The following is a 22,243-nucleotide window of genomic DNA, read 5'->3' as shown; positions in this document are numbered from 1 at the left end:
ATGCAAGCCCGCGGCCAACCGGTTCCGGCCCATGCACGGGGCCGGCGAAAGCTAGTCCGCCGCGATCACGCTCACATGGGCGGCGACCACCCGCCAGCCTTCGGGGAAGCGCACCCAGGTCTGGCTCTGGCGGCCGGTCTTGCCGGGGGCGTTGTCCCGGGTGAACAGGGTCATGGCGGTGGCGAAGTCGCGCCCGTAGGTGGTGATCACCGTCCGGGCGAGCACCCGCTCCAGGCCCACCGGCGAGCGCGCCCGCCGGAAGGCCCGGATCGCCTCCATGCCGTAGAGGTTCTCACCGATGCCGTACCGGATGGTCCGGGGATCGTCCCGGAACAGGGCTTCCAGGGTGGCGACGTCGTTGGTGGTGAGCGCGACCTCGTAGGCCCGGAACGCGGCCTCGACCTCGGCCTTCACGGCGGGATCGTCGATGACCATCAGCCGAGCTCCGCCACGGGGGCCGTGCAGATCCCGTCCCGCTCGAGCTGGCGGGCGACCCGCAGGGCAAGATCCTCGCGCCAGGGCGCGGCGATGACCTGGACGCCGAGCGGCAGCCCGGCATCGAGCCGGACGGGTACCGCCACCACGGGCAGGCCGATGAACGAGATCGGCTGGGTGAACAGCCCGATATTGGCCCGCACCGGCAGGGTCACGCCGTCGATGACGAAGTGCGTCTGGCCGCCCTTCGGCGCCCGGCAGGGCGTCGCCGGCGCCAGGATCACGTCGATTCCGTCGAACAGCGTCAGCACCGCGTCGCGGTACCAGCGGCGGAAGCGCTGGGCGCGCTCGACGAAGGGCGCCGGGATCATCGCCCCGGCGATCAGCCGGTCCCGCACCGCCGGGTCGAAATCCTGCGGCCGGGTGCGCAGGCGGTCGAGGTGCAGCGTCGCGCCCTCGGCCGCGGTGATCAGGTAGGCCGCGGCCCGGGCGCGGTGGGCCTCGGGGAGCTCGACCGTGCGGCTCGCGCCGAGCGCCTCGGCGACATGGGCGACCGCGGCGAACGCCTCCGGGTCGCCGCCGCGGGCGAAGTAGCCGCCCGCCACCGCGATGCGCAGGCCGCCGATCCCGGCTTCCAGGCCGGGGGAGGCCGGCTCGGACGCCCGAATGGTGGCGACCGGATCCTCGGGATCCGGGCCTTGCAGGGCGTCGTAGGCGAGGGCGAGGTCGGCGACGCTGCGGGCCATCGGGCCGAGATGGTCGAGGCTGCCGACGAAGGGGAAGCTGCCGGCCCGGCTGATCCGCCCGTAGGTCGGCTTCATCCCGAAACAGCCGCAGAAGGCCGCCGGCACCCGGATCGAGCCGTTGGTGTCGGAGCCGAGGGTCAGCGGCACCAGCCCGGCCGCCAGAGCCGCGCCGGAGCCTCCGGACGAGCCGCCGGTCATATGGTCGAGGGCGTGGGGATTGTGGGCGTCGCCGTCGTGGACGTTCTCGCCCGTGAAGTCGTAGGCATATTCGCCCATGTTGAGCGCGCCGACCACGATCGCCCCGGCGGCCTCCAGGCGCCGCACCACGGTCCCGTCGCGCGCGGCCGGGGGCCGGTCCCGGTTGATCTTCGATCCGGCGCGGGTCGGCAGGCCGGCGACGTCGATCAGGTTCTTCACCGCGAAGGGCACCCCGGCGAGCGGGCCCATCGCCTCGCCGCGACCGATCGCGGCATCGATCGCGTCGGCGCGGGCCAGCGCCCGCTCCGGCAGCACGTCGGTGAAGGAGCCCACCCGCCCGTCGAGCCGGGCGATCCGGTCGAGGGTGGCCACGACGATCTCCCGGGCGCTCGAACGGCGCTCCGCAATCGCGGCGGCGATGGTCGTGGCATCAGGGATGGCAGGCCCGCTCATGCCTCGAACCTCGGTGCCGCCTCGACCGCGTCGGGGAGCGGGAAGCCGGCCACGAGCTCGGCCGCCGCCGCCAGGACACGCAGGTTCGCGGTGATGGGTGGCATCCAGGCCGGATCGAGCGCCAGCCCGAGAAGCGGGGCGGCGAGCGCCGCGTAGGCATCCGGGTCGAATGGCGGGGGCGTCTCAGGCATCGCGATCCTCACACCGGCTATTCGGACAGCCGGCTTTCGCCGTTTGCAGGCATCGTGCCGAACGCGCCTGACCGCTCCGGCCGTGGCAAATCTCGTGGTGCCTAATTTTTGCGCAAATTCCCGACCGAACCGGAAGAGTTCGAGCCTGATGAAGTAAATGCCTATCTGTTGGGCAATTCACAGCAGGGCGAGCGTCAGAGGTGCGATCGGCGCAAAGCTGCAATCCGCCTCGGTGCCGTCCTCGTGGACCAGCATGGCGAACACCCCCGGTTCGCGCAGGGTCATCATATGCGCGTGCCAGGCGCCCGCCCGGTAGTTGATGCCGATATGGCCCGGGACGCGAAAGGCCCGGATCCGATCCTCGTCGGGACTGCCGTCGCGGTCCGGCGCCACGACCACGAGATAGGCCTCGACGGAGAGCGGCAGGAACGCCTGGTTCGAGTGACGGTGCTGTTCCAGACGGCGCAGCGGCATCAGCCGGTCGAACGGGTCGCTGCGCACCAGGGCGAGATTGGCGCGGGCCGTCGGGCGCGCGTTCTGGATTCGACCGGCGTGATCCTGCCTCGGCTCCGTCACCGGCGCGGCCAGGACTTCACCGTAGGGCGCGAAGGCTTCGGCCGTAATCTCGGAGGTCGTCACGATACGCATCGCCACTCCTGGCTCTCGTTTGCTCCCGCCGGCCGCTGCGGCAATCGTGCCGCGCCGCCGGTCTTGCCGTTCAAGCGCGTGCGACCTACCTGACTTGCATTGAAACGAGCCTGCGGCTCGACCCACCCGGCAACCGACGATTTCACCGTCGGGCTGAGGTTTTTCAGCATCGTCGGGTAAAACTTTTACAGAGTCGACGTGGATTGTCGCGTTACCCGCCATCTCAGCACGCAGACCCGATTGCGTCTTGGGGGAGGCTGGGTCTAAGGGCTGTCCCGTTTTTTCCAGACATGGTCCGACCCGAGCGCTCCAGCGTGAGCCGAGCGCTCGGGTCGGACCATCGGCAGCGCCGATGGATCGGTGCGGTTCCGGGGCCCGGGGACGGTCGCGGAACCCGCAGTCTCAGTACGTGACCGGCGTAGCCGGTCGTCCCCGCAAGACGCGTGACGTACCCAACCGAGAAAGGTCAGATGAGCGCATTCGACTACCGGAATTTCGACGACCGCCGCCAGCACTCGCAGAACGCCAAGGCCGCCCTGCTGGCCAAGTTCAAGTCCCGCCCGCCGGCCGATGACCCCGAGGTGATCGCCAAGGCGAAGGCCCGGGCCGCGATCGTCCAGGCCCGCGAAGAGCGCGCCCGCGAGCGCGAGGCCGCCCGGATCGCCGCCGAGCGGAAGGCCGCCGAGGAGAAGCGTCTGCGCGAGGAGGCCGAACTCGCTGCGCGCCTCGCCTGCGAAGCTGCCGAACTCGCCGCCGCCCAGGAGCGCAAGGCCGCCGAACTCGCCATGAAGAAGGCGCAGCGCGACGCCCGCTACGCCGCCCGCAAGGCCAAAGCCAAGCGCTGAAGCTGCCGCGCCGGTCCCGGCGCAGATCGATCACGCGCTCGAACGCCGTCCGCCCCCAGGCGGGCGGCGTTGTCGTTTGGCGCCTCAGGCCCGCAGCGTGCGCCGCCTGCGCAGCAGCGCCGGATACACGTGCCAGAGGCCGCTCAGCACGACGAGGGACATGCCGGCCGCGACCATGCCCGCCGCGCCGGATTTCAGGATCGTCGCCACGACGACGCCGAGATCGGCCGCGATGCCGAGCGCCAGGGTCACGCTCGCGGCGAGCAGGAAGCGGGTCCCCAGCCTGTGGAGGTCGGGCGTGTCCTCGCCTGCATAGACCACGCGGTGGAAGGCGGCAGGCGCCATCAGCCAGATCACCGTCAGGGCGAGGAAGCCGATGGCCACGAGGTGGATCAGCTTCGCGGTGAACGGCAGGGCCTCGAACGTCTCCGAAAAGATGATGACCAGCTGGAAGCCGAGCAACGCCTGGGCCCCGGGCAGCATCACGCGCGCCTCGGTGAGCATCTGCTCGATCTTCGTCTCCAGCGACGTGTGCTCGTGCTCCGGTTCGGCGCTCGTCATGGTGCGCTCCTGCTTGCCGGTGGTGCGGGCCGTCAGCGCTTGCAGCCCGTACCAGAACAGCAGCGCGGTGAGGCCGGCGACGATGCCGATGGACGCGGCCAACCCGGTCCCGAGGACCGGCTCCGCCGCGAGGAAGAGGTCGGCGCCGAGCGCCAGGGCGAACGGCGCCAGCGAGAGGCCGGCGCAGAGGCGGATCACGCCCAGAAGGCGCTTGGTGTCGTGGCCCTCCTCAACCAGCCGGTGTTGGATCGACGGCGTGATCAGAAGGGCGACCGCCAGGGTGATGAGCCCCAGCGTGGCGACCCAGACCACGCGGCTGTGAAACGGCAGCTGTTCGAAGGTCGGCCGGAAGGCCCCCTGGAGCTGGAAGCCCAGCAGGATCTGCGAGCCCAGGATCAGGATACGGGTCTCGTCGAGGCCGACCTTCAGCTTCTTCGACAGGGACATACGCGACGCGGTTCGATGGGATTTGGATGCGGCAATGGCCGATCGCCGCCTCCGGTTCCGGGCTCGACCGTCCGCGGCGCGACCGGTTCGCCGCGGCGCACGATGGTCTCCAGGCCGCCCGGCGTGCGCGCCAGGATGCCGTCGGCCGGTCGCCAGGCGCCGGGGTCGCCGAAGAGCCGGATCCGCCGCCATCGTCTCTCCCCGCTTCGCCCGGTGGACCGGCTGTCCCGTTCGACGGCGATGATCGCGCTTCGCAGACGGCGCTCCTCATGGCGGGGCTTCGCCGAGGGGGACGGTCCGTCACTGAGCGCGTCCGCTCCGGGCGGTCCGGCAGGCGCATGCGGAGCGGCAGCCCCCGCAACTATCTCATGCCGAACGGTGTTGAGAGCCGCACCGGCATGCCGGCTTCGCGGTGCGGCCGGTGATCCAGCCCACGATCGATCCCAACGGCGAGGAAGCGATGCGGTCTCGAATCATCCTGGCGGCGCTGCCGATCGCGGTATTGGGAGCGAGCCAAGGCGCGGCGCAGGATCGAAGCACCGTCACCGCCTGCGAGACGCTGCTCGCCACCCGCCGAATCGATGCCGCGACCGGTCCAGCGCGCGAGGCACCGGAAGCGGGATGCCGCACGATTCCGAAGGCCGATATCGGGACCGTGGAGCAGCGGGCGCTGATCGGCGGGGCGCCCTACGAATGCATGACGGTTGCGGGGTCCGGCCGGTGCCTCTGGGTCGTGCCCTGAAGTTGCGCGGCAAGACCGGCGGCGAACGGGCGGTCAGCCGGGGCGGCGTCCCGCCCAGGACCAGCAGTCTGACGAAGCTTCACGGCAGAGCGATCCGGCCCTATCTCGGCGGATCGGTCTCACGAGGAATACGCTCCGGTATGTTGAGTATCCAAGCCAGGATGCGGGTCCCCGCAATGGTCTCGGCCGTGCTGCTTGCAATGATCGTCGGCGCGCCGGCTCGGGCCGAGCCGCCGATCCGCAGCCCGGAAGACGCGGCCTGCCGGAACGAGGCCCGCGCCAAGGTCTTCTCAGCACCGAATCCTCAGGGACTGGAACTCGAAGAGATCGGCCGGCAGATCTACTTCGCCTGCATGGCCCGGACGAATCAGGCCGCAGCCCAAGCGCCGAAGCGCAAGCATCGCCGGCACCGGCGGCGCTGAGGCGCCGCCAGCAACGCGCGCTTAAGCGTCCAGCGGGGCGCCGATGCGGACGCGCAGCTTGTGGCGCAGGGCTTCGTTGCCGCCCTCGGCGTTCAGCGCCGACATCAGCCGCAGCAGGTGGCTGAGCGGCGTCGACCGGCACGCAATGGCTTCGGCGATTTGGTCGGCCAGGGGCTTGGCCGCAGGCACGAAACGCGGTGCTGGGCTGGCCTGGTGAGTCTGGGGCATGCGCGGCGCTCGTGCTTTGAGACGTTCCAGATGGCGGCCGGGTGGCTACGCCTTCCGGCCTCACCGCGCCAGCCCCATTCGCGCATTTGCGTAGCCGGCGTCGTGTACCGTCACCGCACTGCAACACAGAGCACGGGAAACCGTGGAGGGCGCGCGCGAAGCTCCAGATTCCCCTTGCTTTTGCCCTCGCTCAGCTTGTCGCCAGCAGCGAGCGATCGAATCCGTCGAGGAGATCCTGCGGGTCGCGGTAGATCGCGACGCAGCCCGCGCCGGACAGATCGGCCTCCGGAAAGCCGCCACAGAGCACGCCGATCGTGCGCAGCCCGGCCTTCGAGGCCGCTTGCGCGTCGTAGGGCGTGTCGCCGATCGCGATCATCTCGTCCTTGCCGAACCCTTCGAGCTTTTGCGCGGCCGCTTCGAAGATGTCGGGATGCGGCTTCGAACGATCCGCGTCGTCCGAGCTGGTCACGACGTCGACCAGGTCGGCGATCCCCAGGATCTCCTGGTAGCGCTCGACCTCCGGGCCCTTGCCCGAAGAGGCCAGGGCGATCTTCAGGCCGGCCGCGCGGATGCGCTCGAACAGCGGCCGGACGGCCGGGAAGGGCCGGACCTCCGGCAGATACTTTCGCTTGAACAGATCCGAGCGGTAGCTCTCGATCTCCTTGCCCTCGCGTTCGATCCGCTCGGGCGGCAGGAACACCGGCATCAGCTCGTCGCCGCCCTTGCCGATCTGGCTGCGGACCTTCGCGGCGTCGGTCTCGACGCCGAAATGCGCGAAGGCCTCCACCCAGGCCTGGGCGTGCAGGTCGACGCTGTCGAGCAGCGTTCCATCGATGTCGAAGATCACGGCGCGCATCATGGCCCTCCTGGCGGCGCACGGCGTACGCGTCACGGCGGACAACGGTGGCGGCGTCGGGCTGTTCCGGCCGTGGGCGCCTCGGAAACGGCAGGAGCCCGCCCCTCGGTGAAGGGGCGGGCTCCTGAAACAGCCGCGCTGACGCAGGAAGCGCCGTCGGCTCAGTGCATCGAGGCCGGGGCGCGGGCCGACTTGGCCTTGGCGGCGAGACCGGCGGTCACGGCGGCCTTCGAGGCCTTGGCGGCCTTCGCGGCGACCGGCTTGGCCAGCGCGTCCTTCGGCGTCACGGTCTTCGAGGCGGCAGCCTTGGCGGCGGCGGCCTTGGCCGGGGCCTTCGGAGCCGCGGACTTGGCGGCAGCCTTGGGGGCGGCAACCTTGGAAGCCGGCGCCTTCGCGGCGACCGGCTTGGCCGCGACGGCCTGGCCGTCCGCCAGCACGACGCCGGCGCGCAGCTCGGCTTCGGCGCGGATCCAGTGGGCGACGGCGTGACCGTGGATCCGGCCTTCCTTCTCCCAGATGTAATAGGCGCATTCGCGCACGTGCTGCTCGCTGATCTGCATGAGTCCGATCTCCACTCCGTCCTGGGATCGACGATGCGAGCGGGTGGTTAAAGGCGGGTTAACCCTCTGCCGTCGGGCGGGCCCGGCCGCCCGATCGCCTCAGCCGGGGATGCCCAGAACCCGCCGCGCCTCGGTCAGCAGCACCGCGTGCCGGGCCGCCCCGGGACCGTCGGTCGGCGCCTCGCGCCCGGCCCGGGCGATGATCTCCTGGAACCGCCGCCGGTCGAGGGCACGGCTGCCGATGCTGTCGAGCACCGCGCCGAGCACGGCCCGGACCGCCTCCGTGCGTTCCTCGGCCTCGGCCAGGGCCTCCGCGGCGGTGGCGTCGGCTCGGGCCTCGGCCAAAGCGGCCTCGAGGCCGGTCGCCCGCGACCGCGCGCCCTCCAGCTCGGCGGAGAGGCGCTGCGCATCCTGCCAGGCCAGATCGTGCTGGTGCGTGCGCAGGGCGAGCAGCACCTTCAGCGACGCCGCGTCCTCGCGCGCGGCCTCCAGCTTGGCCTGCGCGGCGCGCAGATCCTTCAGCAACTCCTGCGCGAGCGTTTCTTCCCCGGTTACATCCACCGCCGGCTCCGTCAGCATCCCGTTTGCGCCGTCCTGAAGGGGCGTGGCACGAATGTCCACTCTCCAGGCGCGCGGCCCCGGTTGAGAAAATCCCCTCGCCGGTCCACATGGAAGGTGGTGCCTCGCGGCACCTGTCCCGGCCGGCCTTGAACCGGCGCAGCGGAGTTCGCCGACCATGTTCATCCAGACCGAAGCCACGCCGAACCCGGCGACCCTCAAGTTTCTCCCGGGCCGCGTCGTCCTGCCCGAATCCACCTTCGAGGCGCGGGACGTCGAGGCGGCCAACCGCTCGCCTCTCGCGTCCGCGCTGTTCGCCGTCCCGGGCGTCGCCGGCGTCTATTTCGGGCACGACTTCGTCTCCGTGACCAAGGCGGAGGACGGGTCCGAATGGGCTCAGGTGAAGCCCGCCGTGCTCGGCGCGATCATGGAGCATTTCCAGTCCGGCGCCCCCGTGATGGCCGAAGGCGGCCTCGACGACCAGGATGGCGAGGACGAGTTCTATGACGAGGCCGACCACGATACGGTCGTGACCATCAAGGACCTGCTGGAGACCCGGGTGCGCCCGGCGGTGGCCGGCGATGGCGGCGACATCACCTTCCGCGGCTACAAGGAAGGCGTGGTCTATCTCGAAATGAAGGGCGCCTGCTCGGGCTGCCCCTCCTCCACCGCCACCCTGCGGCACGGCGTGCAGAACCTGTTCCGGCACTTCCTGCCGGAGATCCGCGAGGTCCAGGCCGTCTGAGGCCCAACGCGGTCCCCATCGATCCCGATCTGACCGACGCCGGCGGCCGCAAGCCCGCCGGCGTTTCGTTTGCCGAGGGTGAGGTCGAGCCAGGCTCGCGCCGCCGCCGCGGGAACTGATCGAGAGGCTCGGCACGACTTGTCACCGATCGGGTGAATCGCACGATGTCACTATCGACGTCACAATGATCGGTCGACAACGCAAGATAAGGGCAGGATCGCGCAGGCGTCGACCCCTTATAGAAATGCCTGGTCACTCAATTCACGGAACGCTTGCAGTCATGAGATCCGTGGGTTTCGACGTCCTGGGCTTGACGTAAGGTTTCGTCGGGTTGTTCGTGGCCGGACGATTCCCGGGGCTCCGCATGAACCTCCTCAGCCGCACGAACATCGTTACGAAGCTCCTGGCGATCAATCTCATCATCGCGGTGATCGTGGGCGGCTGCATCTGGTTCGCCCAGTCCCGCATGGTCGTGATCGACGCGATCTACACGAACCTGATCGCCCGGGAGGCGAAGGCCGTGTCGAACGTGCGGCGGACCAATCGCCTGAACAACACGCTGAACTACCTGATGTACCGGACGATCGCCGAGACCGATCCGGAGCAGGTCCGCCAGGCGGGCGCGCAGTTCGACGTCATCGTGGCGCAGGCCGACAAGACCCTGTCCGATCTCGCACAGCAGGTGCCGGCCTTCGCCGATGCGATCCAGGCGCAGCGCGAGCGCACCAACCGCTTCGTGGCGGCGGCGTCTGAGGCACGGCGCCTCGCCGTCGCCGGGCAGAAGGAAGCCGCCTTGAAGGTGGCGCGCGAGACGAGCGAGCCGATCTTCGCCACCCTCGGGATCGAGGGGACCAAGCTCGGCGATTCCATCGAAGCCTATATGCGCAAGCGCTCGAGCGACCTCACCGCCGAAACGAACGCGACCCGCTACAGCCTGATCGGCTTCGGCGCCTTCGGTCTGGTCATCGGCATCCTCTCCTCGCTCCTGGTCTCCACCCTCGGCATCACCGGGCCGCTCAACCGCCTGGTCGCGGTGCTCCAGCGCATGGCCAAGGGCGAGATCGAGGCCGAGATCGCGGAGGCGCGCCGGGGCGACGAGATCGGCGCGGTCGGACGGGCGGTGGAGGGCATCAAGGCGATGATGGCCCGAAAGGCCGCCGAGGAGGCCGATCTCAAGCGCAAGGCCGACGAGGCCGCGGCGCAGCAGCAGCGGCGCGCGATGGCCGAGCTGGCCGACCGTTTCGAGGAGGCGGTGGGCGGCATCGTCGGCCAGGTCGCGACCTCGGCCACCGAGCTCCAGACCACGGCGCAGACCCTCACCGGCACTGCGACCGAGACCGCCGGCCAGACCAGTGCGGTGGCCTCCGCGGCCGAAGAGGCGGCAGCCAACGTCAACACCGTTGCGGCGGCGGCCGAGGAGCTCGGGGTCTCGATCGGCGAGATCGGCCGCCAGGTCGAGGGCGCGTCCGACCTGGCCCAGAGGACGGTGGGCCAGGCCGACCAGACCGGCGTGCTGATGCAGGAGCTGAGCGCCGCCGTGGCTCGGATCGGCGACGTGGTCGGCCTGATCGCGTCGATTGCCAGCCAGACCAACCTGCTCGCGCTCAACGCGACCATCGAGGCGGCCCGCGCCGGCGAGGCCGGGCGCGGTTTCGCCGTGGTCGCGGCCGAGGTGAAGGAGCTGGCGGAGCAGACCGCCAAGGCCACCGACGAGATCGCCGCGCAGATCGGCCGGGTCCAGGGCGCCACCGGCCAGGCGGCTTCGGCGATCGGCTCGATCGTGGGGCTGATCCGCGAGATCAGCGGCGTGGCCACCAGCATCGCCGCCGCGGTCGAGGAGCAGAGCGCCGCGACCCAGGAGATCGTCCGCAACGTCGCGCAGGCGGCGAGTGGGACCGGCGAAGTGACGCATAACATCGTCGGTGTGGCGCAGGCGTCCGAGGCGACCGGTTCGGCGGCCACCCTGGTGCTGGATTCGGCCTCCGCGTTGTCCCGGCAATCCGAGCGGCTGAACGCCGAGGTCCGCGCATTCCTCTCGGTGGTCCGGGCGGCCTGAGGGTCCCCCGGCGCTGCAGACCGGCGCAAGCCGGCAACACTTCACCGCCAACGCGGTTCTCTCCGCCGCCTCGCGCTGACGGGGCGGCGGTTTTGTTCTAACGCTAGGGTCTTCGTGTCCTTCGGGGCAGAATGGGAGCGGTCGTCGGTCCGGTCCGGCATTCGGGAGTGGGCGTGCGTATCCTAGCCATCGACACAGCGCTGGACCTGTGCGCCGCCTGCGTCGCCGCGGACGATGCCGACGCGCCGCTTTCGGCCGAGTCGCTGCCGATGGTGCGCGGCCATGCCGAGGCGCTCCTGCCGCTGATCGAGCGGGTGATCGCCCGGGTCGAGGGCGGCTTCGAGTCGATCGACCGCATCGCCGTGACGGTGGGACCGGGCAGCTATACCGGGCTGCGGGTCGGTCTCTCGGCGGCCCGGGCCATCGGCCTCGCCACCGGCAAGCCGGTCGTCGGCGTCGGCACCCTCTCGGCCCTGCTCGCGCCGCTGCTGGCGGACTCCGTGGAGGGCGTGATCGCCGCCGCGATCGATGCCCGGCACGGTGCCGTCTACGTCCAGGCGCTCGGCTCGAGCGACGGGCTCGCGCCGGCCCACCTCCCGGTGGAGACGGCCGCGGAACGGCTGGGATCAGGCCCCGTGGTGCTTACCGGCTCGGGCGCCACCCTGGTGGCTTCCGCCCTGGCCGCCCGCGGGGTCGCGGCGCGCGTCGCCGGCCTCGGCGCACCCGAGATCACCGCCGTGGCCTCGCTCGGTCTCGTGGCCGACCCGGCCCAGGCCCTGCCGCGCCCGCTCTACCTCCGCGGGCCCGATGCGCGGCCCCAGGACCATGCCAGGATCGCGCGGCAATGACGCGTCCCCTCCCGTTCTGGCCCCTCGACTGGTGGGCCGCCTGGTGGGACGCCCTCACCCCCGAGCCCTACGTGGCGCCGCTCGCCGACGCCGCGCAGGCGCCGGCGCTGGCCCGGCTGCACGCCACCGCCTTCGCCCGGCCCTGGGAGGCCCACGAGTTCGAGCGCATGCTGTGCGAGCGCTCGACGCAGGCCCATGCCCTGTGGCGGGCCGGGACGCTCCAGGGCTTCGTCCTGTCGCGCCGCGCCGCCGACGAGGCCGAGATCCTGACCGTGGTGCTGTCCCCGGCGCTTCGCGGCGGCGGGCATAGCCGCCGGCTCCTGCGCGAGCACCTGTCCAGCCTGGCGCATGCCGGGATCAGCCGGGTCCATCTGGAGGTCGACGAGGGTAACGTTCCCGCGCTCAAGCTCTACGCCCGCCACGGCTTCCGCAAGGTCGGCGAGCGCACCGGCTACTATCTCAAGGCCGACGGCAGCCGGGCGACCGCGCTGACCATGAGCGCCGACCTGTAACGGCGTGAGCCGCCTCGGCCTCATCGGGCGCTGCGCTCTGCTCGCCCTCGCCTTCCTGGTGCTGGCGCCGCCGCACTGGATCGCGATGCGGCTGCTCGGCCGCCGCACGACCGTGGCGCCGATCCTGTTCCATCGCCTCTTCCTGTGGCTGTTCTCCGTCCGGGTGACGCAGTCCGGGACGCCGCCGGATCCCGGCGAGGCGGCCCTGGTGCTGTCGAACCACGTGTCGTGGCTGGACATCGTGGTGATCGGATCGCTGCGCCCGCTCTCCTTCGTGGCGAAATCGGAGATCGCCAGCTGGCCGGTGATCAACGCGCTCGCGGCGCTCCAGCGCACGATCTACATCGACCGGCAGCGCCGCGGTGCCACCGCCACCGTGAGCACCGCGATGGGCCATCGCCTGGCCGAGGGCGAGTTGGTGGTCCTGTTCGCGGAGGGGACCACCGGCGACGGCAACCGGCTTCTGCCGTTCCGCTCGGCGCTGGTCGGCGCGGCGCGGGCGGCCCTGCAGGCCGAGGCCGGACGGGGCCGTGTGCGCCTCCAGCCGCTGGCGATCGCCTATCCCCGGCGCAACGGCCTGCCGGTGGTGCGCTCCGAACGGTCCGAGATCGCCTGGTACGGCGACATGGACCTGGCGCCGCATCTCGCGACCTTCGTGCAGGGCGGCCCGATCGACGTCCAGGTGGTCTGGGGCAAGCCGATCACCTTCGAGGCGACCACCGACCGCAAGGTCGCGACCGCGGCCGCGGAGGCCGAGGTGCGCGCCGCCCTGACGGGCATCCGCACCGGTCGCGGCGAGGCCCAGCCGACGCTCGGTGCCCGGCCGGCCCCACCCGGGCTCGATCTCGGCGGATCCGAGATCGCGACGGTCTGAGGCGCCTCGGGGCGACCGCACACCACCGGTTCCCCCGTCCTTGCGCGCCGCCAAGCGACCCGGTGACGTGCTGCATCCGGCCGCCGGCCGCCGCGTAGGGGCGCTGCGCGGCCCGCGCAATCATGCCGCGGACATATCGAGTCCCGACCGCGACGACCCGGTAAAACCACCCCATGAATACATGATGCATGTGAGTTGAGCGGCTGGTGGGCCTCTGATAGCTAGGCCGAAACCCGTGAAGTCGGGGTATCGGAGGACGCCCGTTGCAACCCTGGAACCAGGTCTATGATCCGTTCGGGAGCCCATGGCTCTCGACGCTGGCCGCCTCTGTCCCGGTGATCGCCCTGCTCGCCATGATCGCGAGCGGGCGTGTGAAAGCCCATATCGCCGCCGTCATCGCGCTGGGCCTCGCCCTGCTGGTCGCCATCGTGGGCTTCGGCATGCCGGCCGGGCTGGCGTCCCGGGCCGCCATCCTCGGGATGGTCACGGGTTTCTTCCCGATCGGCTGGATTATCCTCAACGTCATCTTCCTCTACCGGCTGACGGTGGAGAAGGGCTGGTTCTCGGTGCTGCAGCAATCGGTGGCCGGCATCACCGCCGACCGGCGCCTGCAGCTCCTGCTGGTGGCCTTCGCGTTCGGCGCCTTCTTCGAGGGCGCGGGCGGGTTCGGCACGCCGGTGGCCGTCACCGGGGCGATCCTGATCGGGCTGGGCTTCTCGCCGCTCGCGGCCTCGGGCCTGTCGCTGATCGCCAACACCGCGCCGGTGGCCTTCGGGGCGCTCGGCGCGCCGATCCAGGGCCTGGCCTCGGTCACCGGTTACCCGCCCGAGATCCTGGGCGCGATGATCGGCCGGCAGCTGCCGCTGTTCTCGCTGATCGTGCCGTTCTGGCTGATCTGGGTGTTCGCGGGCTTCCGCGGCATGGTCCGGGTCTGGCCGCCGATCCTGGTCTGCGCCGGATCCTTCGCGGCCGCGCAGTTCCTGATCTCGAACTACGTCAATCCGTGGATCGTCGATATCGGCGCCTCGATCGCGTCGATGCTCGCCCTCGTGCTGTTCCTGAAGGTCTGGCAGCCGCGGGAGATCTGGACCTCGCCGGCCCTGCGCGGCCACGATCCGTCCCTGGCCCTGGCGACCCCGCGCCCGTCGCCGCTCGGCGCCGGCGTTCCCGGCACGCCCCCGGTGCATATCGGCACGCGCACGGCCTCGCAGCGCGAGATCCTGCTGGCCTGGCTGCCGTGGATCATCCTCTCGGTGGTCGTCGCGATCTGGGGCACCGGCTGGTTCAAGGGCATCGTGAACCCGCTCTTCACCTGGAAATACGAGGTGCCGGGCCTGCACAACGCGATCATGAAGGTGCCGCCGGTGGTGGCCAAGCCGGTGCCCGAGGGCGCGGTCTTCCTGTTCACCTACATGTCCTACACCGGGACCGGGGTGCTGATCGCGGCGATCATCTCCGGGCTGATCATGCGGTTCTCGCCGCTGCGCCTCGTCACCGCCTATATCGAGACGATCTGGGCGCTGCGCTTCTCGCTGATCACCATCGCGGCGATGCTCGCGCTCGGCGTGCTCACCCGCTACGCCGGCGTCGACGCCACGCTGGGCCTCGCCTTCGCGGGCACCGGCATCCTGTACCCGTTCTTCGGCACGCTGCTCGGCTGGCTCGGCGTCGCGCTGACCGGGTCGGACACGGCCTCGAACGTCCTGTTCGGCGGGCTGCAGCGGATCACCGCCGAGCAGCTCGGCCTGTCGGGCGTCTTGATGGCGGCGGCGAACTCGTCGGGCGGCGTGATGGGCAAGATGATCGACGCGCAGTCGATCGTCGTCGCCTCCACGGCCACCGGCTATTTCGGCCAGGAGGGCACGATCCTGCGCTTCGTGTTCTGGCACTCGATCGCGCTGGCCTGCCTGGTCGGCCTGTTCGTGATGCTCCAGGCCTACGTGCCGTTCTTCCAGGACATGGTGCTCGCCGTACCGGCCCCCGCAGCGGTCGCCCACTGAACGGGTGGCGGGCAACCCCCGCCGCCCCTGTCGAACCCCACGCCGGATCACCCCACCTGCCGGGCGGTCCGGCGTTTCTCGTGGGGCTTCCGCGGCCCGAAGGCGTCGCGACGATCCGCGCGATCCATGCTACAGGCCTGCGGCCGGCCGATCCGTGCAGGATCGGCGCCGGCACATCGGACGAGCGGACGGTTTAGGGCGGCACGCGTTGAAGAAGGCCTTCGTCAAATCCTACGGTTGCCAGATGAACGCCTACGACGCGGCCCGCATGGCCGACGTGCTGGGCGCTGAAGGGTTCACGCCGACCGATTCGGTGGAGGAGGCCGACGTCGTCGTCCTCAACACCTGCCACATCCGCGAGAAGGCCGCCGAGAAGGTCTATTCCGAGCTCGGCCGTCTGCGGGTGCTCAAGGGCGAGCGGGAGGCCCGCGGCCTCGACACCCGGATCGTGGTCGCCGGATGCGTCGCCCAGGCCGAGGGCGCCGAGATCCAGGCCCGCCAGCCCGCGGTCGACGTGGTGGTCGGCCCCCAGAGCTATCACCGCCTGCCCGACCTCCTGGCCCGCTCCCGCGAGCGCCGGGTGGTCGACACCGAATTCCCGGTCGAGGACAAGTTCACCCATCTGCCCCGGCGCCGCACCTCCGGGCCGACCGCGTTCCTCACCGTGCAGGAGGGCTGCGACAAGTTCTGCGCCTTCTGCGTGGTGCCCTATACCCGCGGGGCCGAGGTCTCGCGCCCCGTGTCGGCGGTGCTGGCGGAGGCCGAGAAGCTCGTGCAGGGCGGCGCCCGCGAGCTCACGCTGATCGGCCAGAACGTCAACGGCTATCACGGGCTGGGGCCCGACGGCGCTCCGGCCGGGCTCGCGGATCTCATCCGGGCGGTCGCGAAGATCCCCGGCCTCGCGCGGATCCGCTACACCACGAGCCACCCCAACGATTTCGACGACGCGCTGGTGCGCGCCCATGCCGAGGTGCCGGCCCTGATGCCGTACCTGCACCTGCCGGTGCAGTCGGGCTCGGACCGGATCCTCGCGGCGATGAACCGCAAGCACACGCGCGACGCGTATCGCAGCCTGATCGACCGGGTGCGCGCCGCCCGGCCGGACGTCGCGCTGTCCTCCGACTTCATCGTCGGCTTCCCCGGCGAGACCGACGCCGACTTCGCCGACACCCTGGACCTGGTGCGCGAGATCGGCTTCGAGAGCGCCTTCTCGTTCAAGTACAGCCCCCGCCCCGGCACCCCGGCGGCCGAGCGCGCCGACATGGTCCCCGATTCGGTGATGGCCGAGCGGCTCGCCGAGCTGCAGGCGCTGCTGGACGCGCAGCGCTACGCCTATCAGCGGGCCGCGGTCGGCCAGGTCTTCGACGTCCTGGTCGAGAAGGCGGGGCGGCATCCCGGCCAGGTCGCGGGCAAGACGCCGCACCTTCTGGCTGTGCAGTTCGACGCGCCGCCCCACCATATCGGGTCGGTCGTGCCGGTCCGGATCGTCCGGGCCGGAACCAACAGCCTGTTCGGGCAGCTTGCCTCCGAGGCCGTGGCGGCGTGAGGATTGTATCGATGGGGATGGCAGTGAGGATCACAGGTTGAGCGCGTCGGACGGGTCTGGCGTGCGCGGCGCCCTGCGGGGCCGCGGGCCGGCGGCGAGGCCGCCCGGATCGGACGAGACGGTCGAGGTGCCGCTGACCTTCGACGACAACCGCCTCGCGAGCCTCGTCTTCGGTCAATACGACCAGAACGTCGCCCATATCGAGCGCCGGCTCGACGTCACCGCCACCGCGCTCGGCAACCACCTCGTCATCAAGGGCTCGCCCGACGCCGCCGAGAAGGCCCGGCGGGTGTTCCAGAAGCTCTACGCCCGGGTGCGGACCGGCGGCAGCACCCTGACGCTCGGCGATGTCGACGGCGCGATCCGGGAGGCCACCGCCCAGGCGACCCTGTTCCCCGCCGAGGACATCGCCGCGGAGGCCGACAAGCCGCATTTCGAGCAGATCGCCACGCGCAAGCGTGGGGCCGTGCGGGCGCGCAACCAGGCGCAGGACCAGTACATCAAGCTGCTGCGGACCAACGAGCTGGTCTTCGCGGAAGGCCCGGCCGGCACCGGCAAGACCTGGCTCGCGGTCGGCCACGCGGTCTCGCTGCTCGAGCAGGGCCATGCCGAGCGGCTGATTCTGTCCCGGCCCGCGGTGGAGGCTGGCGAGCGCCTGGGCTTCCTGCCCGGCGACATGCGCGACAAGGTCGATCCGTATCTGCGCCCGATCTACGACGCCCTCTACGATTTCATGGAGGCGCGCCACGTCGACCGCGGGTTGCAGACCGGGATCATCGAGATCGCGCCGCTCGCCTTCATGCGCGGGCGCACCCTGACCAACGCGGTGGTGCTCCTCGACGAGGCGCAGAACACCACCTCCATGCAGATGAAGATGTTCCTGACCCGCCTCGGCGAGGGCTCGCGCATGATCATCACCGGCGACCCCAGCCAGGTCGACCTGCCGCCGGGCCAGAAATCCGGCCTCGTGGAGGCGGTGAACGTCCTCGACGGCGTCGAGGGAATCGGCCGGGTGACCTTCAAGGACGTGGACGTGGTCCGTCACGACCTCGTGCGCCGGATCGTCACCGCCTACGAGCGCGCCGCGCACGGCGACGGCGATGCCGACCGCAATCCCAACCCCCGGCGCCGGCCGCTGGCGTGATCACGCCCCACGACATCGACCTCACGGTCGAGGACGCGCGCTGGGAAACCGCGATCCCGGACCTCGAATCGCTGGTGATCCGCGCCGTCGAGGCCGGGCTGGCCGCCGCCCCCGAGCCGCCGGACGGGCCCGTGGAGGTCAGCGTCATGCTGACCGACGACGCCACCGTCCAGGAGCTCAACCGCACCTGGCGCAACAAGGATAAGCCCACCAACGTGCTGTCCTTCCCGGCCGCCCCGCAGCCCCGGCATGCGGGCGCCGCGCTGCCGCTCGGCGACGTGGTCCTTGCCTACGAGACCCTTGTGCGCGAGAGTGCCGAGCAGTCGAAGCCGCTCCAGAATCACCTCGCGCACCTCCTCGTCCATGGCACCCTGCATTGTCTCGGTCAGGACCACGAGAACGGCGAGGCCGAGGCCGAGGCCATGGAGGCGCTCGAAGTCGCGGCCCTCGCGACCCTGGGCATTCCAGATCCCTATGCCTGAGCGGCCGATTCCCCACCGCCCCCAGATCCGAGAGACATGAGCAACGATCGAAGTCGCGGCGCGGCCCTGGCCGCGCCCAGTTCCACCGAGGGCGAGTCCCAGACCCGGGACCCTTGGTACGACCGCCTGTTGCAGGCGCTCCATCTCAAGCCACGCGATTCGCTGCGCGAGGGGCTTGAGGAGGCGCTCGCCGAGCCCGATGCCGGCGAGAGCGGTCTCACCCCCCTCGAGCGGGTGATGCTCAAGAACGTGCTCGGCCTGCACAAGGTGCGGGTCGACGACGTGATGGTCCCCCGGGCCGACATCGTCGCGGTCTCGAACGATACCAATCTCGGCGATCTGCTCAAGCTGTTCCGCAGCGCCGGCCATTCCCGCCTGCCGGTCTATGGCGAGACGCTGGACGACCCCCGCGGCATGGTCCACATCCGCGATCTGGTCGACCACATCGCCGCCAAGGCCGAGCCGGCCCGGCGCAGCGCGGCATCCGCGGTCCGGCCCGCCACGCCCGCCGAGGGCGAGGCCGACGCCACCGTCGCGCCGCGCACCACCCGGCGCCCGCCCACCCGGATGCACAGGTCCCTCGACCTCGGCAAGGTCGACCTCACCACCACGCTGGCGGCCGCCCGCATCCAGCGGCCGGTCCTGTTCGTGCCCCCGTCCATGCCGGCCATCGACCTGCTGGTGCGGATGCAGGCGACGCGCACCCACATGGCCCTGGTCATTGACGAGTATGGCGGCACCGACGGGCTGATCTCCATCGAGGACCTGATCGAGGTCGTGGTCGGCGACATCGAGGACGAGCACGACGTCGCCGAGGCCAAGCAGGTCCAGCGGGTCGACGGCGAGGACGAGGTGTTCGTGGCCGATGCCCGCACGCCGCTCGCCGAGGTCTCCGAGGCCACCGGCGTCGACCTCGTGGCCGCGGTCGGCGACATGGCCGAGGAGATCGATACGCTGGGCGGCATGATCGTCACCCTGGCCGGCCGGGTCCCGTCCCGGGGCGAGCTCATCGCCGGGCCGGGCAACCTCGAATTCGAGGTGCTCGATGCCGATCCCCGCCGCCTGAAGCGGCTGCGCTTCCACAAGGGCGCGGCGCGGATCAGCACCGTGGTGCCGCTGGCCCTGCCCCCGCCCACCCCGGCGCCGGTGCCCGAGACGCCGCATCCATGAGGATCTTCGCGTGACGGGTGCTGCGTGGCGGTCCTGACCGTGGGGCACGCCCGGGACGTGGCCGCCCCGAGCAGCCCGCTCGGCCGTCCCGCCTCGGGCTTCGTGCGGGCGATCGCCCGGCTGAAGGGCTGGCGCCGGCTCGGCCTCGCCTGGCTCGCCGGTGCGCTGGGCGCGCTGGCGATGCCGCCCTACGGGTTCCTGCCGGCCCTGGCCGTCTCCCTGTCGGTGGCGGTCTGGCTGATGGACGGGGCGGCCGCGGACCGGACCGCCCCGCGGCGCCTCTGGCCCTGTTTCGTGGTCGGCTGGGCCTGGGGCTTCGGCTACCTCACCGCCGGCCTGTGGTGGCTCGGACAGGCCTTCCTGGTGGAGGCCGACGAGTTCCTCTGGGCGATGCCGCTCGGCGTCGTCGGCCTGCCCTTCGCGCTCGGCCTGTTCTACGGCGCCGGGTTCGGCGCCGCTGGCCTGCTCTGGCTGCGCGGTCCGGCCCGGATCGCCGCCCTCGCCTTCGGGATCGGCGCCGCCGAGTGGCTGCGCGGCCACTTGTTCACCGGCTTCCCCTGGAACACCCTCGGGATGGCGCTCGCCCAGAACCTCTGGCTGATGCAATGGGGCGCCGTGATCGGCCTCTACGGCCTGACCGTGCTGGCGGTGCTGATCTGCGCCGCCCCGGCGACCCTCGCCACCGGCTCGCATCCGCGCAGCCGGTTCGGGCCGAGCGCCGCCGCCGCGATCGTGCTGATCGGCATGGCGCTCTACGGGGCCGCGCGCCTCGGGCCGCCCGATCCGGTGGTGGCGGGCGTCCGCCTGCGCCTCGTCCAGCCGAACCTGCCGCAGGATGCCAAGTTCCGGCCCGAGAACCGCGCCGACATCGTCGACCGCTACATCGAGCTGAGCCAGCGCCCGACCGAGGCCGGCGCGCCCGAGCCGACCCATATCGTCTGGCCGGAATCGGCCTTCCCGTTCCTGATCCAGCGCGATCCCGACGCCCTGGCCAAGGTGGCGGCGGGCCTCAAGCCCGGGCAGCAACTCGTCACCGGTGCGGCCCGGGCCGAGGAGCCCCTGCCGGGCGAGCGCCTGCGCTACTTCAACGCCGTCATGGTGATCGGGCCGGACGGCGTGATCTCCGACACCTACGACAAGGTCCATCTCGTCCCGTTCGGCGAGTACCTGCCGGCCCCCCTCGACGCCGCGCTGCGGGCGCTCGGCCTGCGCCAGTTCGTGGCGATCCCCGGCGGCTTCTCGGCCGGCACCCTGGCGGCCCAGCGGATCCTGGCGGTGCCGGGCCTGCCGCCGGTGGCGGCGACGATCTGCTACGAGGCGATCTTTCCGCACGCGATCCTTCCGGCGACGGCTGCCTCGGTGCCGCGGCCGCCCGGGCTGATCCTGAACGTCACCAACGATGCCTGGTTCGGCGACACGCCGGGCCCGCGCCAGCACCTGGCGCAGGCGCGATTGCGGGCCGTCGAGGAGGGGCTGCCGCTGGTCCGCGACGCCAATACCGGGATCTCTGCCGTGATCGATCCGCATGGCCGCATCGTCGCCCGGACCGAGCTCGATCAGGAAACCTGGCTCGATGCCGACCTGCCCGCCCGGATCGTCGGCGGCACTCTGTACGGGCAGCTCGGCGACGCCGCCTTCGCGCTGATGCTGGCCGCCTGCCTGGGCGGCGCCCTCACGGCCCGGCGGCGGGCATGAGCCCCGAGCGTACGGCTCCGGGCCGGATCCTGCTGGGCCTCGCGCTGATGCTGGTGGCGTTCAATTTGCGCCCGGCGCTGAGCACGATCGGCCCGCTGCTGGCGACGATCCGGGAGAGCACCGGTCTCAGCGCCGGGGGCGCCGCGATCCTGACCACCCTGCCGGTCCTGTGCCTCGGCATCGCCTGCGCCCTGGCGGCGCCGCTGATCCGCCGGATCGGGCCCGATCTCGCCGTGCTCGTGGGCGCCACGATCCTCGCCGCCGGGCTGACCCTGCGCGGGCTCGGTGGCCTCGGGCCCCTCTTCGTCGGGACGGCGCTCGCCGCCATCGGGATCGGGCTCGACAACGTGCTCCTGCCGGCCCTGGTAAAGCGCGACTTCGCCGGCAGCGGCGGCCTGATGACCGGCCTCTACACCATGACCCTGTGCCTCGGCGCGGCCGCGGGCGCGGGCGCCGCCGTGCCGGTGGAGCACGCGCTCGGCGGCGGATGGCCCTCGGCGCTGGCTGTCTGGGCATTGCCGGCGCTGGTGGCCGCCTTCCTGTGGATCCCGTTCGCCCGCCGCACGGCCTCGACCCGGGCGCCGTCCGCCGGACGTCTCCTGCGCGATCCGCTCGCCTGGTGGGTTACGGGCTTCATGGGCCTGCAATCGTCGCTCGCCTACACCCTGTTCGGCTGGCTGCCGCTGCTGCTCCAGGCGCGCGGCCTCTCGGCGCTCGATGCCGGCCTCTACGCCTCGCTGATGACGCTGATCCAGGCGCCCGGCGCGCTGCTCACCGCCATGCTGGCCGCTCGGGCGCGGGACCAGCGGGCCTGGATCGTCGCCATTCCGGGGCTCACGGCGGCATCCTTCCTGGTGCTCGCCTACGGCCCCGAGGCTCTGCGCATCCCCGCCGCCTGCGCGCTCGGCTTCGGCATCGGCGGCTGCTTCGGCCTGGGGCTGACCCTGATCGTCCTGCGTGCCGCGGATGCCGCCAGCGCCGCCGGTCTCTCGGCCATGGCGCAGGGCATCGGCTATACCGGCGCCTGCCTCGGCCCCCTCGCCTTCGGGCTCGCCCACGAGGCGACCGGTGGCTGGGGGCTGCCGGGCGCCCTGTTCGTCACCATCGCCATCGCGGCGATCCTGGTCGGGCAAGCCGCCGGCCGCGACCGCAAGGTCAGCGCCGCCGCGCCGGATCCGGGCAGCGCGCCGCTTCCGCCGCCGCTGCCGGCCGGCGGCCGCTGATCGAGGCGGCGGACGCCGCAGAGCAGCCCGTCCCCCGTCAATTGCCTGTCCGCGCGAC

The 22,243-nt window shown here is 71.5% G+C and carries 24 protein-coding genes; 15 read left to right on the top strand and 9 right to left on the bottom strand.

All coding sequences use genetic code 11. From position 1 onward, the window contains the following. Positions 1 to 51 precede the first annotated feature (51 nt). The 4 genes from hpxZ to WYO_RS22115 all read right to left on the bottom strand — a co-directional run bounded on the left by hpxZ (position 52) and on the right by WYO_RS22115 (position 2,671). Positions 52 to 435, bottom strand: coding sequence for an oxalurate catabolism protein HpxZ (gene hpxZ, locus WYO_RS22130; RefSeq protein ID WP_007566655.1), 384 nt, complete (start codon positions 433 to 435; stop codon positions 52 to 54). After that, complete coding sequence (locus tag WYO_RS22125; protein WP_007566653.1) at positions 435 to 1,832, bottom strand: AtzE family amidohydrolase; 1,398 nt, start codon at positions 1,830 to 1,832, stop codon at positions 435 to 437. Before WYO_RS22125 ends, hpxZ begins: the two co-directional genes overlap by 1 nt. Next, positions 1,829 to 2,023 (bottom strand): AtzG-like protein, encoded by a 195-nt coding sequence (locus WYO_RS22120; RefSeq protein WP_007566652.1) that lies wholly within the window; start codon positions 2,021 to 2,023, stop codon positions 1,829 to 1,831. The genes WYO_RS22125 and WYO_RS22120 overlap by 4 nt, the downstream gene beginning before the upstream one ends. Positions 2,024 to 2,200: 177 nt before the next feature. Continuing rightward, complete coding sequence (locus WYO_RS22115; protein WP_007566650.1) at positions 2,201 to 2,671, bottom strand: ureidoglycolate lyase; 471 nt, start codon at positions 2,669 to 2,671, stop codon at positions 2,201 to 2,203. Positions 2,672 to 3,141: 470 nt separating this feature from the next. Between WYO_RS22115 and WYO_RS22110 the strand changes: the two genes are divergently transcribed. Beyond that, a complete protein-coding gene (locus WYO_RS22110) occupies positions 3,142 to 3,516 on the top strand; it encodes a DUF6481 family protein (protein WP_007566648.1) in 375 nt (124 codons plus the stop codon). 84 nt (positions 3,517 to 3,600) lie between these two features. Here the strand turns inward: WYO_RS22110 and WYO_RS22105 are convergent, their stop codons facing one another. Then, a complete protein-coding gene (locus WYO_RS22105) occupies positions 3,601 to 4,524 on the bottom strand; it encodes a DUF6328 family protein (protein WP_007566646.1) in 924 nt (307 codons plus the stop codon). Positions 4,525 to 4,936: 412 nt separating this feature from the next. On the opposite strand from WYO_RS22105, the gene WYO_RS22100 reads away from it, so the two are divergent. Both WYO_RS22100 and WYO_RS22095 read left to right on the top strand, forming a co-directional pair. Further along, positions 4,937 to 5,266, top strand: a complete 330-nt coding sequence (locus tag WYO_RS22100; protein ID WP_230365162.1) for a hypothetical protein — start codon at positions 4,937 to 4,939, stop codon at positions 5,264 to 5,266. Positions 5,267 to 5,427: 161 nt separating this feature from the next. Beyond that, complete coding sequence (locus WYO_RS22095; protein WP_244424268.1) at positions 5,428 to 5,688, top strand: hypothetical protein; 261 nt, start codon at positions 5,428 to 5,430, stop codon at positions 5,686 to 5,688. Positions 5,689 to 5,709: 21 nt separating this feature from the next. Here the strand turns inward: WYO_RS22095 and WYO_RS22090 are convergent, their stop codons facing one another. From WYO_RS22090 to WYO_RS22075, 4 genes are all read right to left on the bottom strand, one after another. Continuing rightward, positions 5,710 to 5,916: a hypothetical protein gene (locus tag WYO_RS22090; protein ID WP_007566640.1), complete on the bottom strand. Its 207-nt coding sequence runs from the start codon at positions 5,914 to 5,916 to the stop codon at positions 5,710 to 5,712. 190 nt (positions 5,917 to 6,106) lie between these two features. Beyond that, positions 6,107 to 6,772 carry an HAD family hydrolase gene (locus WYO_RS22085; RefSeq protein WP_007566638.1) on the bottom strand — a complete coding sequence of 222 codons (666 nt, stop codon included), beginning with the start codon at positions 6,770 to 6,772 and terminating at the stop codon, positions 6,107 to 6,109. 161 nt (positions 6,773 to 6,933) lie between these two features. Then, positions 6,934 to 7,332 (bottom strand): DUF2934 domain-containing protein, encoded by a 399-nt coding sequence (locus WYO_RS22080; RefSeq protein ID WP_007566636.1) that lies wholly within the window; start codon positions 7,330 to 7,332, stop codon positions 6,934 to 6,936. Between the two features lie 99 nt (positions 7,333 to 7,431). Next, complete coding sequence (locus WYO_RS22075; RefSeq protein WP_244424265.1) at positions 7,432 to 7,893, bottom strand: atp-dependent helicase; 462 nt, start codon at positions 7,891 to 7,893, stop codon at positions 7,432 to 7,434. A gap of 175 nt (positions 7,894 to 8,068) precedes the next feature. Between WYO_RS22075 and WYO_RS22070 the strand changes: the two genes are divergently transcribed. The 12 genes from WYO_RS22070 to WYO_RS22015 all read left to right on the top strand — a co-directional run bounded on the left by WYO_RS22070 (position 8,069) and on the right by WYO_RS22015 (position 22,185). After that, positions 8,069 to 8,635, top strand: coding sequence for a NifU family protein (locus WYO_RS22070; protein WP_007566632.1), 567 nt, complete (start codon positions 8,069 to 8,071; stop codon positions 8,633 to 8,635). Between the two features lie 364 nt (positions 8,636 to 8,999). Further along, the gene (locus WYO_RS22065; protein WP_007566630.1) at positions 9,000 to 10,691 is read left to right on the top strand and encodes a methyl-accepting chemotaxis protein; all 1,692 of its coding nucleotides are present in this window, start codon (positions 9,000 to 9,002) and stop codon (positions 10,689 to 10,691) included. A gap of 173 nt (positions 10,692 to 10,864) precedes the next feature. After that, entirely contained in the window at positions 10,865 to 11,539 is a 675-nt protein-coding gene (gene tsaB, locus WYO_RS22060) for a tRNA (adenosine(37)-N6)-threonylcarbamoyltransferase complex dimerization subunit type 1 TsaB (protein ID WP_007566628.1), read from the top strand. After that, entirely contained in the window at positions 11,536 to 12,051 is a 516-nt protein-coding gene (locus WYO_RS22055) for a GNAT family N-acetyltransferase (protein ID WP_007566627.1), read from the top strand. The genes tsaB and WYO_RS22055 overlap by 4 nt, the downstream gene beginning before the upstream one ends. A 4-nt stretch (positions 12,052 to 12,055) precedes the next feature. After that, entirely contained in the window at positions 12,056 to 12,925 is an 870-nt protein-coding gene (locus tag WYO_RS22050) for a lysophospholipid acyltransferase family protein (protein ID WP_007566625.1), read from the top strand. Positions 12,926 to 13,188: 263 nt separating this feature from the next. Then, entirely contained in the window at positions 13,189 to 14,925 is a 1,737-nt protein-coding gene (locus WYO_RS22045) for an L-lactate permease (protein ID WP_007566623.1), read from the top strand. Positions 14,926 to 15,133: 208 nt separating this feature from the next. Further along, positions 15,134 to 16,471 (top strand): tRNA (N6-isopentenyl adenosine(37)-C2)-methylthiotransferase MiaB, encoded by a 1,338-nt coding sequence (gene miaB / locus WYO_RS22040; protein ID WP_007566621.1) that lies wholly within the window; start codon positions 15,134 to 15,136, stop codon positions 16,469 to 16,471. A 73-nt stretch (positions 16,472 to 16,544) separates the two neighbouring features. Next, the gene (locus tag WYO_RS22035) at positions 16,545 to 17,615 is read left to right on the top strand and encodes a PhoH family protein (protein WP_085985817.1); all 1,071 of its coding nucleotides are present in this window, start codon (positions 16,545 to 16,547) and stop codon (positions 17,613 to 17,615) included. Beyond that, a complete protein-coding gene (gene ybeY / locus WYO_RS22030; RefSeq protein WP_039903760.1) occupies positions 17,615 to 18,097 on the top strand; it encodes an rRNA maturation RNase YbeY in 483 nt (160 codons plus the stop codon). The genes WYO_RS22035 and ybeY overlap by 1 nt, the downstream gene beginning before the upstream one ends. Before the next feature lie 36 nt (positions 18,098 to 18,133). Continuing rightward, positions 18,134 to 19,267 (top strand): hemolysin family protein, encoded by a 1,134-nt coding sequence (locus WYO_RS22025; protein WP_007566615.1) that lies wholly within the window; start codon positions 18,134 to 18,136, stop codon positions 19,265 to 19,267. Between the two features lie 102 nt (positions 19,268 to 19,369). Beyond that, positions 19,370 to 20,962: an apolipoprotein N-acyltransferase gene (lnt, locus tag WYO_RS22020; RefSeq protein ID WP_244424269.1), complete on the top strand. Its 1,593-nt coding sequence runs from the start codon at positions 19,370 to 19,372 to the stop codon at positions 20,960 to 20,962. Continuing rightward, complete coding sequence (locus tag WYO_RS22015; RefSeq protein ID WP_007566611.1) at positions 20,959 to 22,185, top strand: MFS transporter; 1,227 nt, start codon at positions 20,959 to 20,961, stop codon at positions 22,183 to 22,185. Before lnt ends, WYO_RS22015 begins: the two co-directional genes overlap by 4 nt. Positions 22,186 to 22,243 lie beyond the last annotated feature (58 nt).

This window comes from Methylobacterium sp. GXF4, from assembly GCF_000272495.1.
In the GTDB taxonomy this organism is placed as follows: Bacteria; Pseudomonadota; Alphaproteobacteria; order Rhizobiales; family Beijerinckiaceae; genus Methylobacterium; species Methylobacterium brachiatum.
Note: the sequence above shows the minus strand (reverse complement) of the source record. Positions and strands in the feature narration are given on the sequence as shown.

Excerpts from the sequence above, each read along its gene's own strand:
- WYO_RS22090 (WP_007566640.1), bottom strand. The coding sequence starts at position 5,916 with ATGCCCCAGACTCACCAGGCCAGCCCAGCACCGCGTTTCGTGCCTGCG.
- WYO_RS22110 (WP_007566648.1), top strand. The coding sequence starts at position 3,142 with ATGAGCGCATTCGACTACCGGAATTTCGACGACCGCCGCCAGCACTCG.
- WYO_RS22080 (WP_007566636.1), bottom strand. The coding sequence starts at position 7,332 with ATGCAGATCAGCGAGCAGCACGTGCGCGAATGCGCCTATTACATCTGG.
- WYO_RS22125 (WP_007566653.1), bottom strand. The coding sequence starts at position 1,832 with ATGAGCGGGCCTGCCATCCCTGATGCCACGACCATCGCCGCCGCGATT.
- WYO_RS22015 (WP_007566611.1), top strand. The coding sequence starts at position 20,959 with ATGAGCCCCGAGCGTACGGCTCCGGGCCGGATCCTGCTGGGCCTCGCG.
- WYO_RS22070 (WP_007566632.1), top strand. The coding sequence starts at position 8,069 with ATGTTCATCCAGACCGAAGCCACGCCGAACCCGGCGACCCTCAAGTTT.
- hpxZ (WP_007566655.1), bottom strand. The coding sequence starts at position 435 with ATGGTCATCGACGATCCCGCCGTGAAGGCCGAGGTCGAGGCCGCGTTC.
- WYO_RS22065 (WP_007566630.1), top strand. The coding sequence starts at position 9,000 with ATGAACCTCCTCAGCCGCACGAACATCGTTACGAAGCTCCTGGCGATC.
- WYO_RS22025 (WP_007566615.1), top strand. The coding sequence starts at position 18,134 with ATGAGCAACGATCGAAGTCGCGGCGCGGCCCTGGCCGCGCCCAGTTCC.
- WYO_RS22115 (WP_007566650.1), bottom strand. The coding sequence starts at position 2,671 with ATGCGTATCGTGACGACCTCCGAGATTACGGCCGAAGCCTTCGCGCCC.
- WYO_RS22095 (WP_244424268.1), top strand. The coding sequence starts at position 5,428 with ATGCGGGTCCCCGCAATGGTCTCGGCCGTGCTGCTTGCAATGATCGTC.
- WYO_RS22085 (WP_007566638.1), bottom strand. The coding sequence starts at position 6,772 with ATGCGCGCCGTGATCTTCGACATCGATGGAACGCTGCTCGACAGCGTC.
- WYO_RS22055 (WP_007566627.1), top strand. The coding sequence starts at position 11,536 with ATGACGCGTCCCCTCCCGTTCTGGCCCCTCGACTGGTGGGCCGCCTGG.
- WYO_RS22120 (WP_007566652.1), bottom strand. The coding sequence starts at position 2,023 with ATGCCTGAGACGCCCCCGCCATTCGACCCGGATGCCTACGCGGCGCTC.
- WYO_RS22105 (WP_007566646.1), bottom strand. The coding sequence starts at position 4,524 with ATGTCCCTGTCGAAGAAGCTGAAGGTCGGCCTCGACGAGACCCGTATC.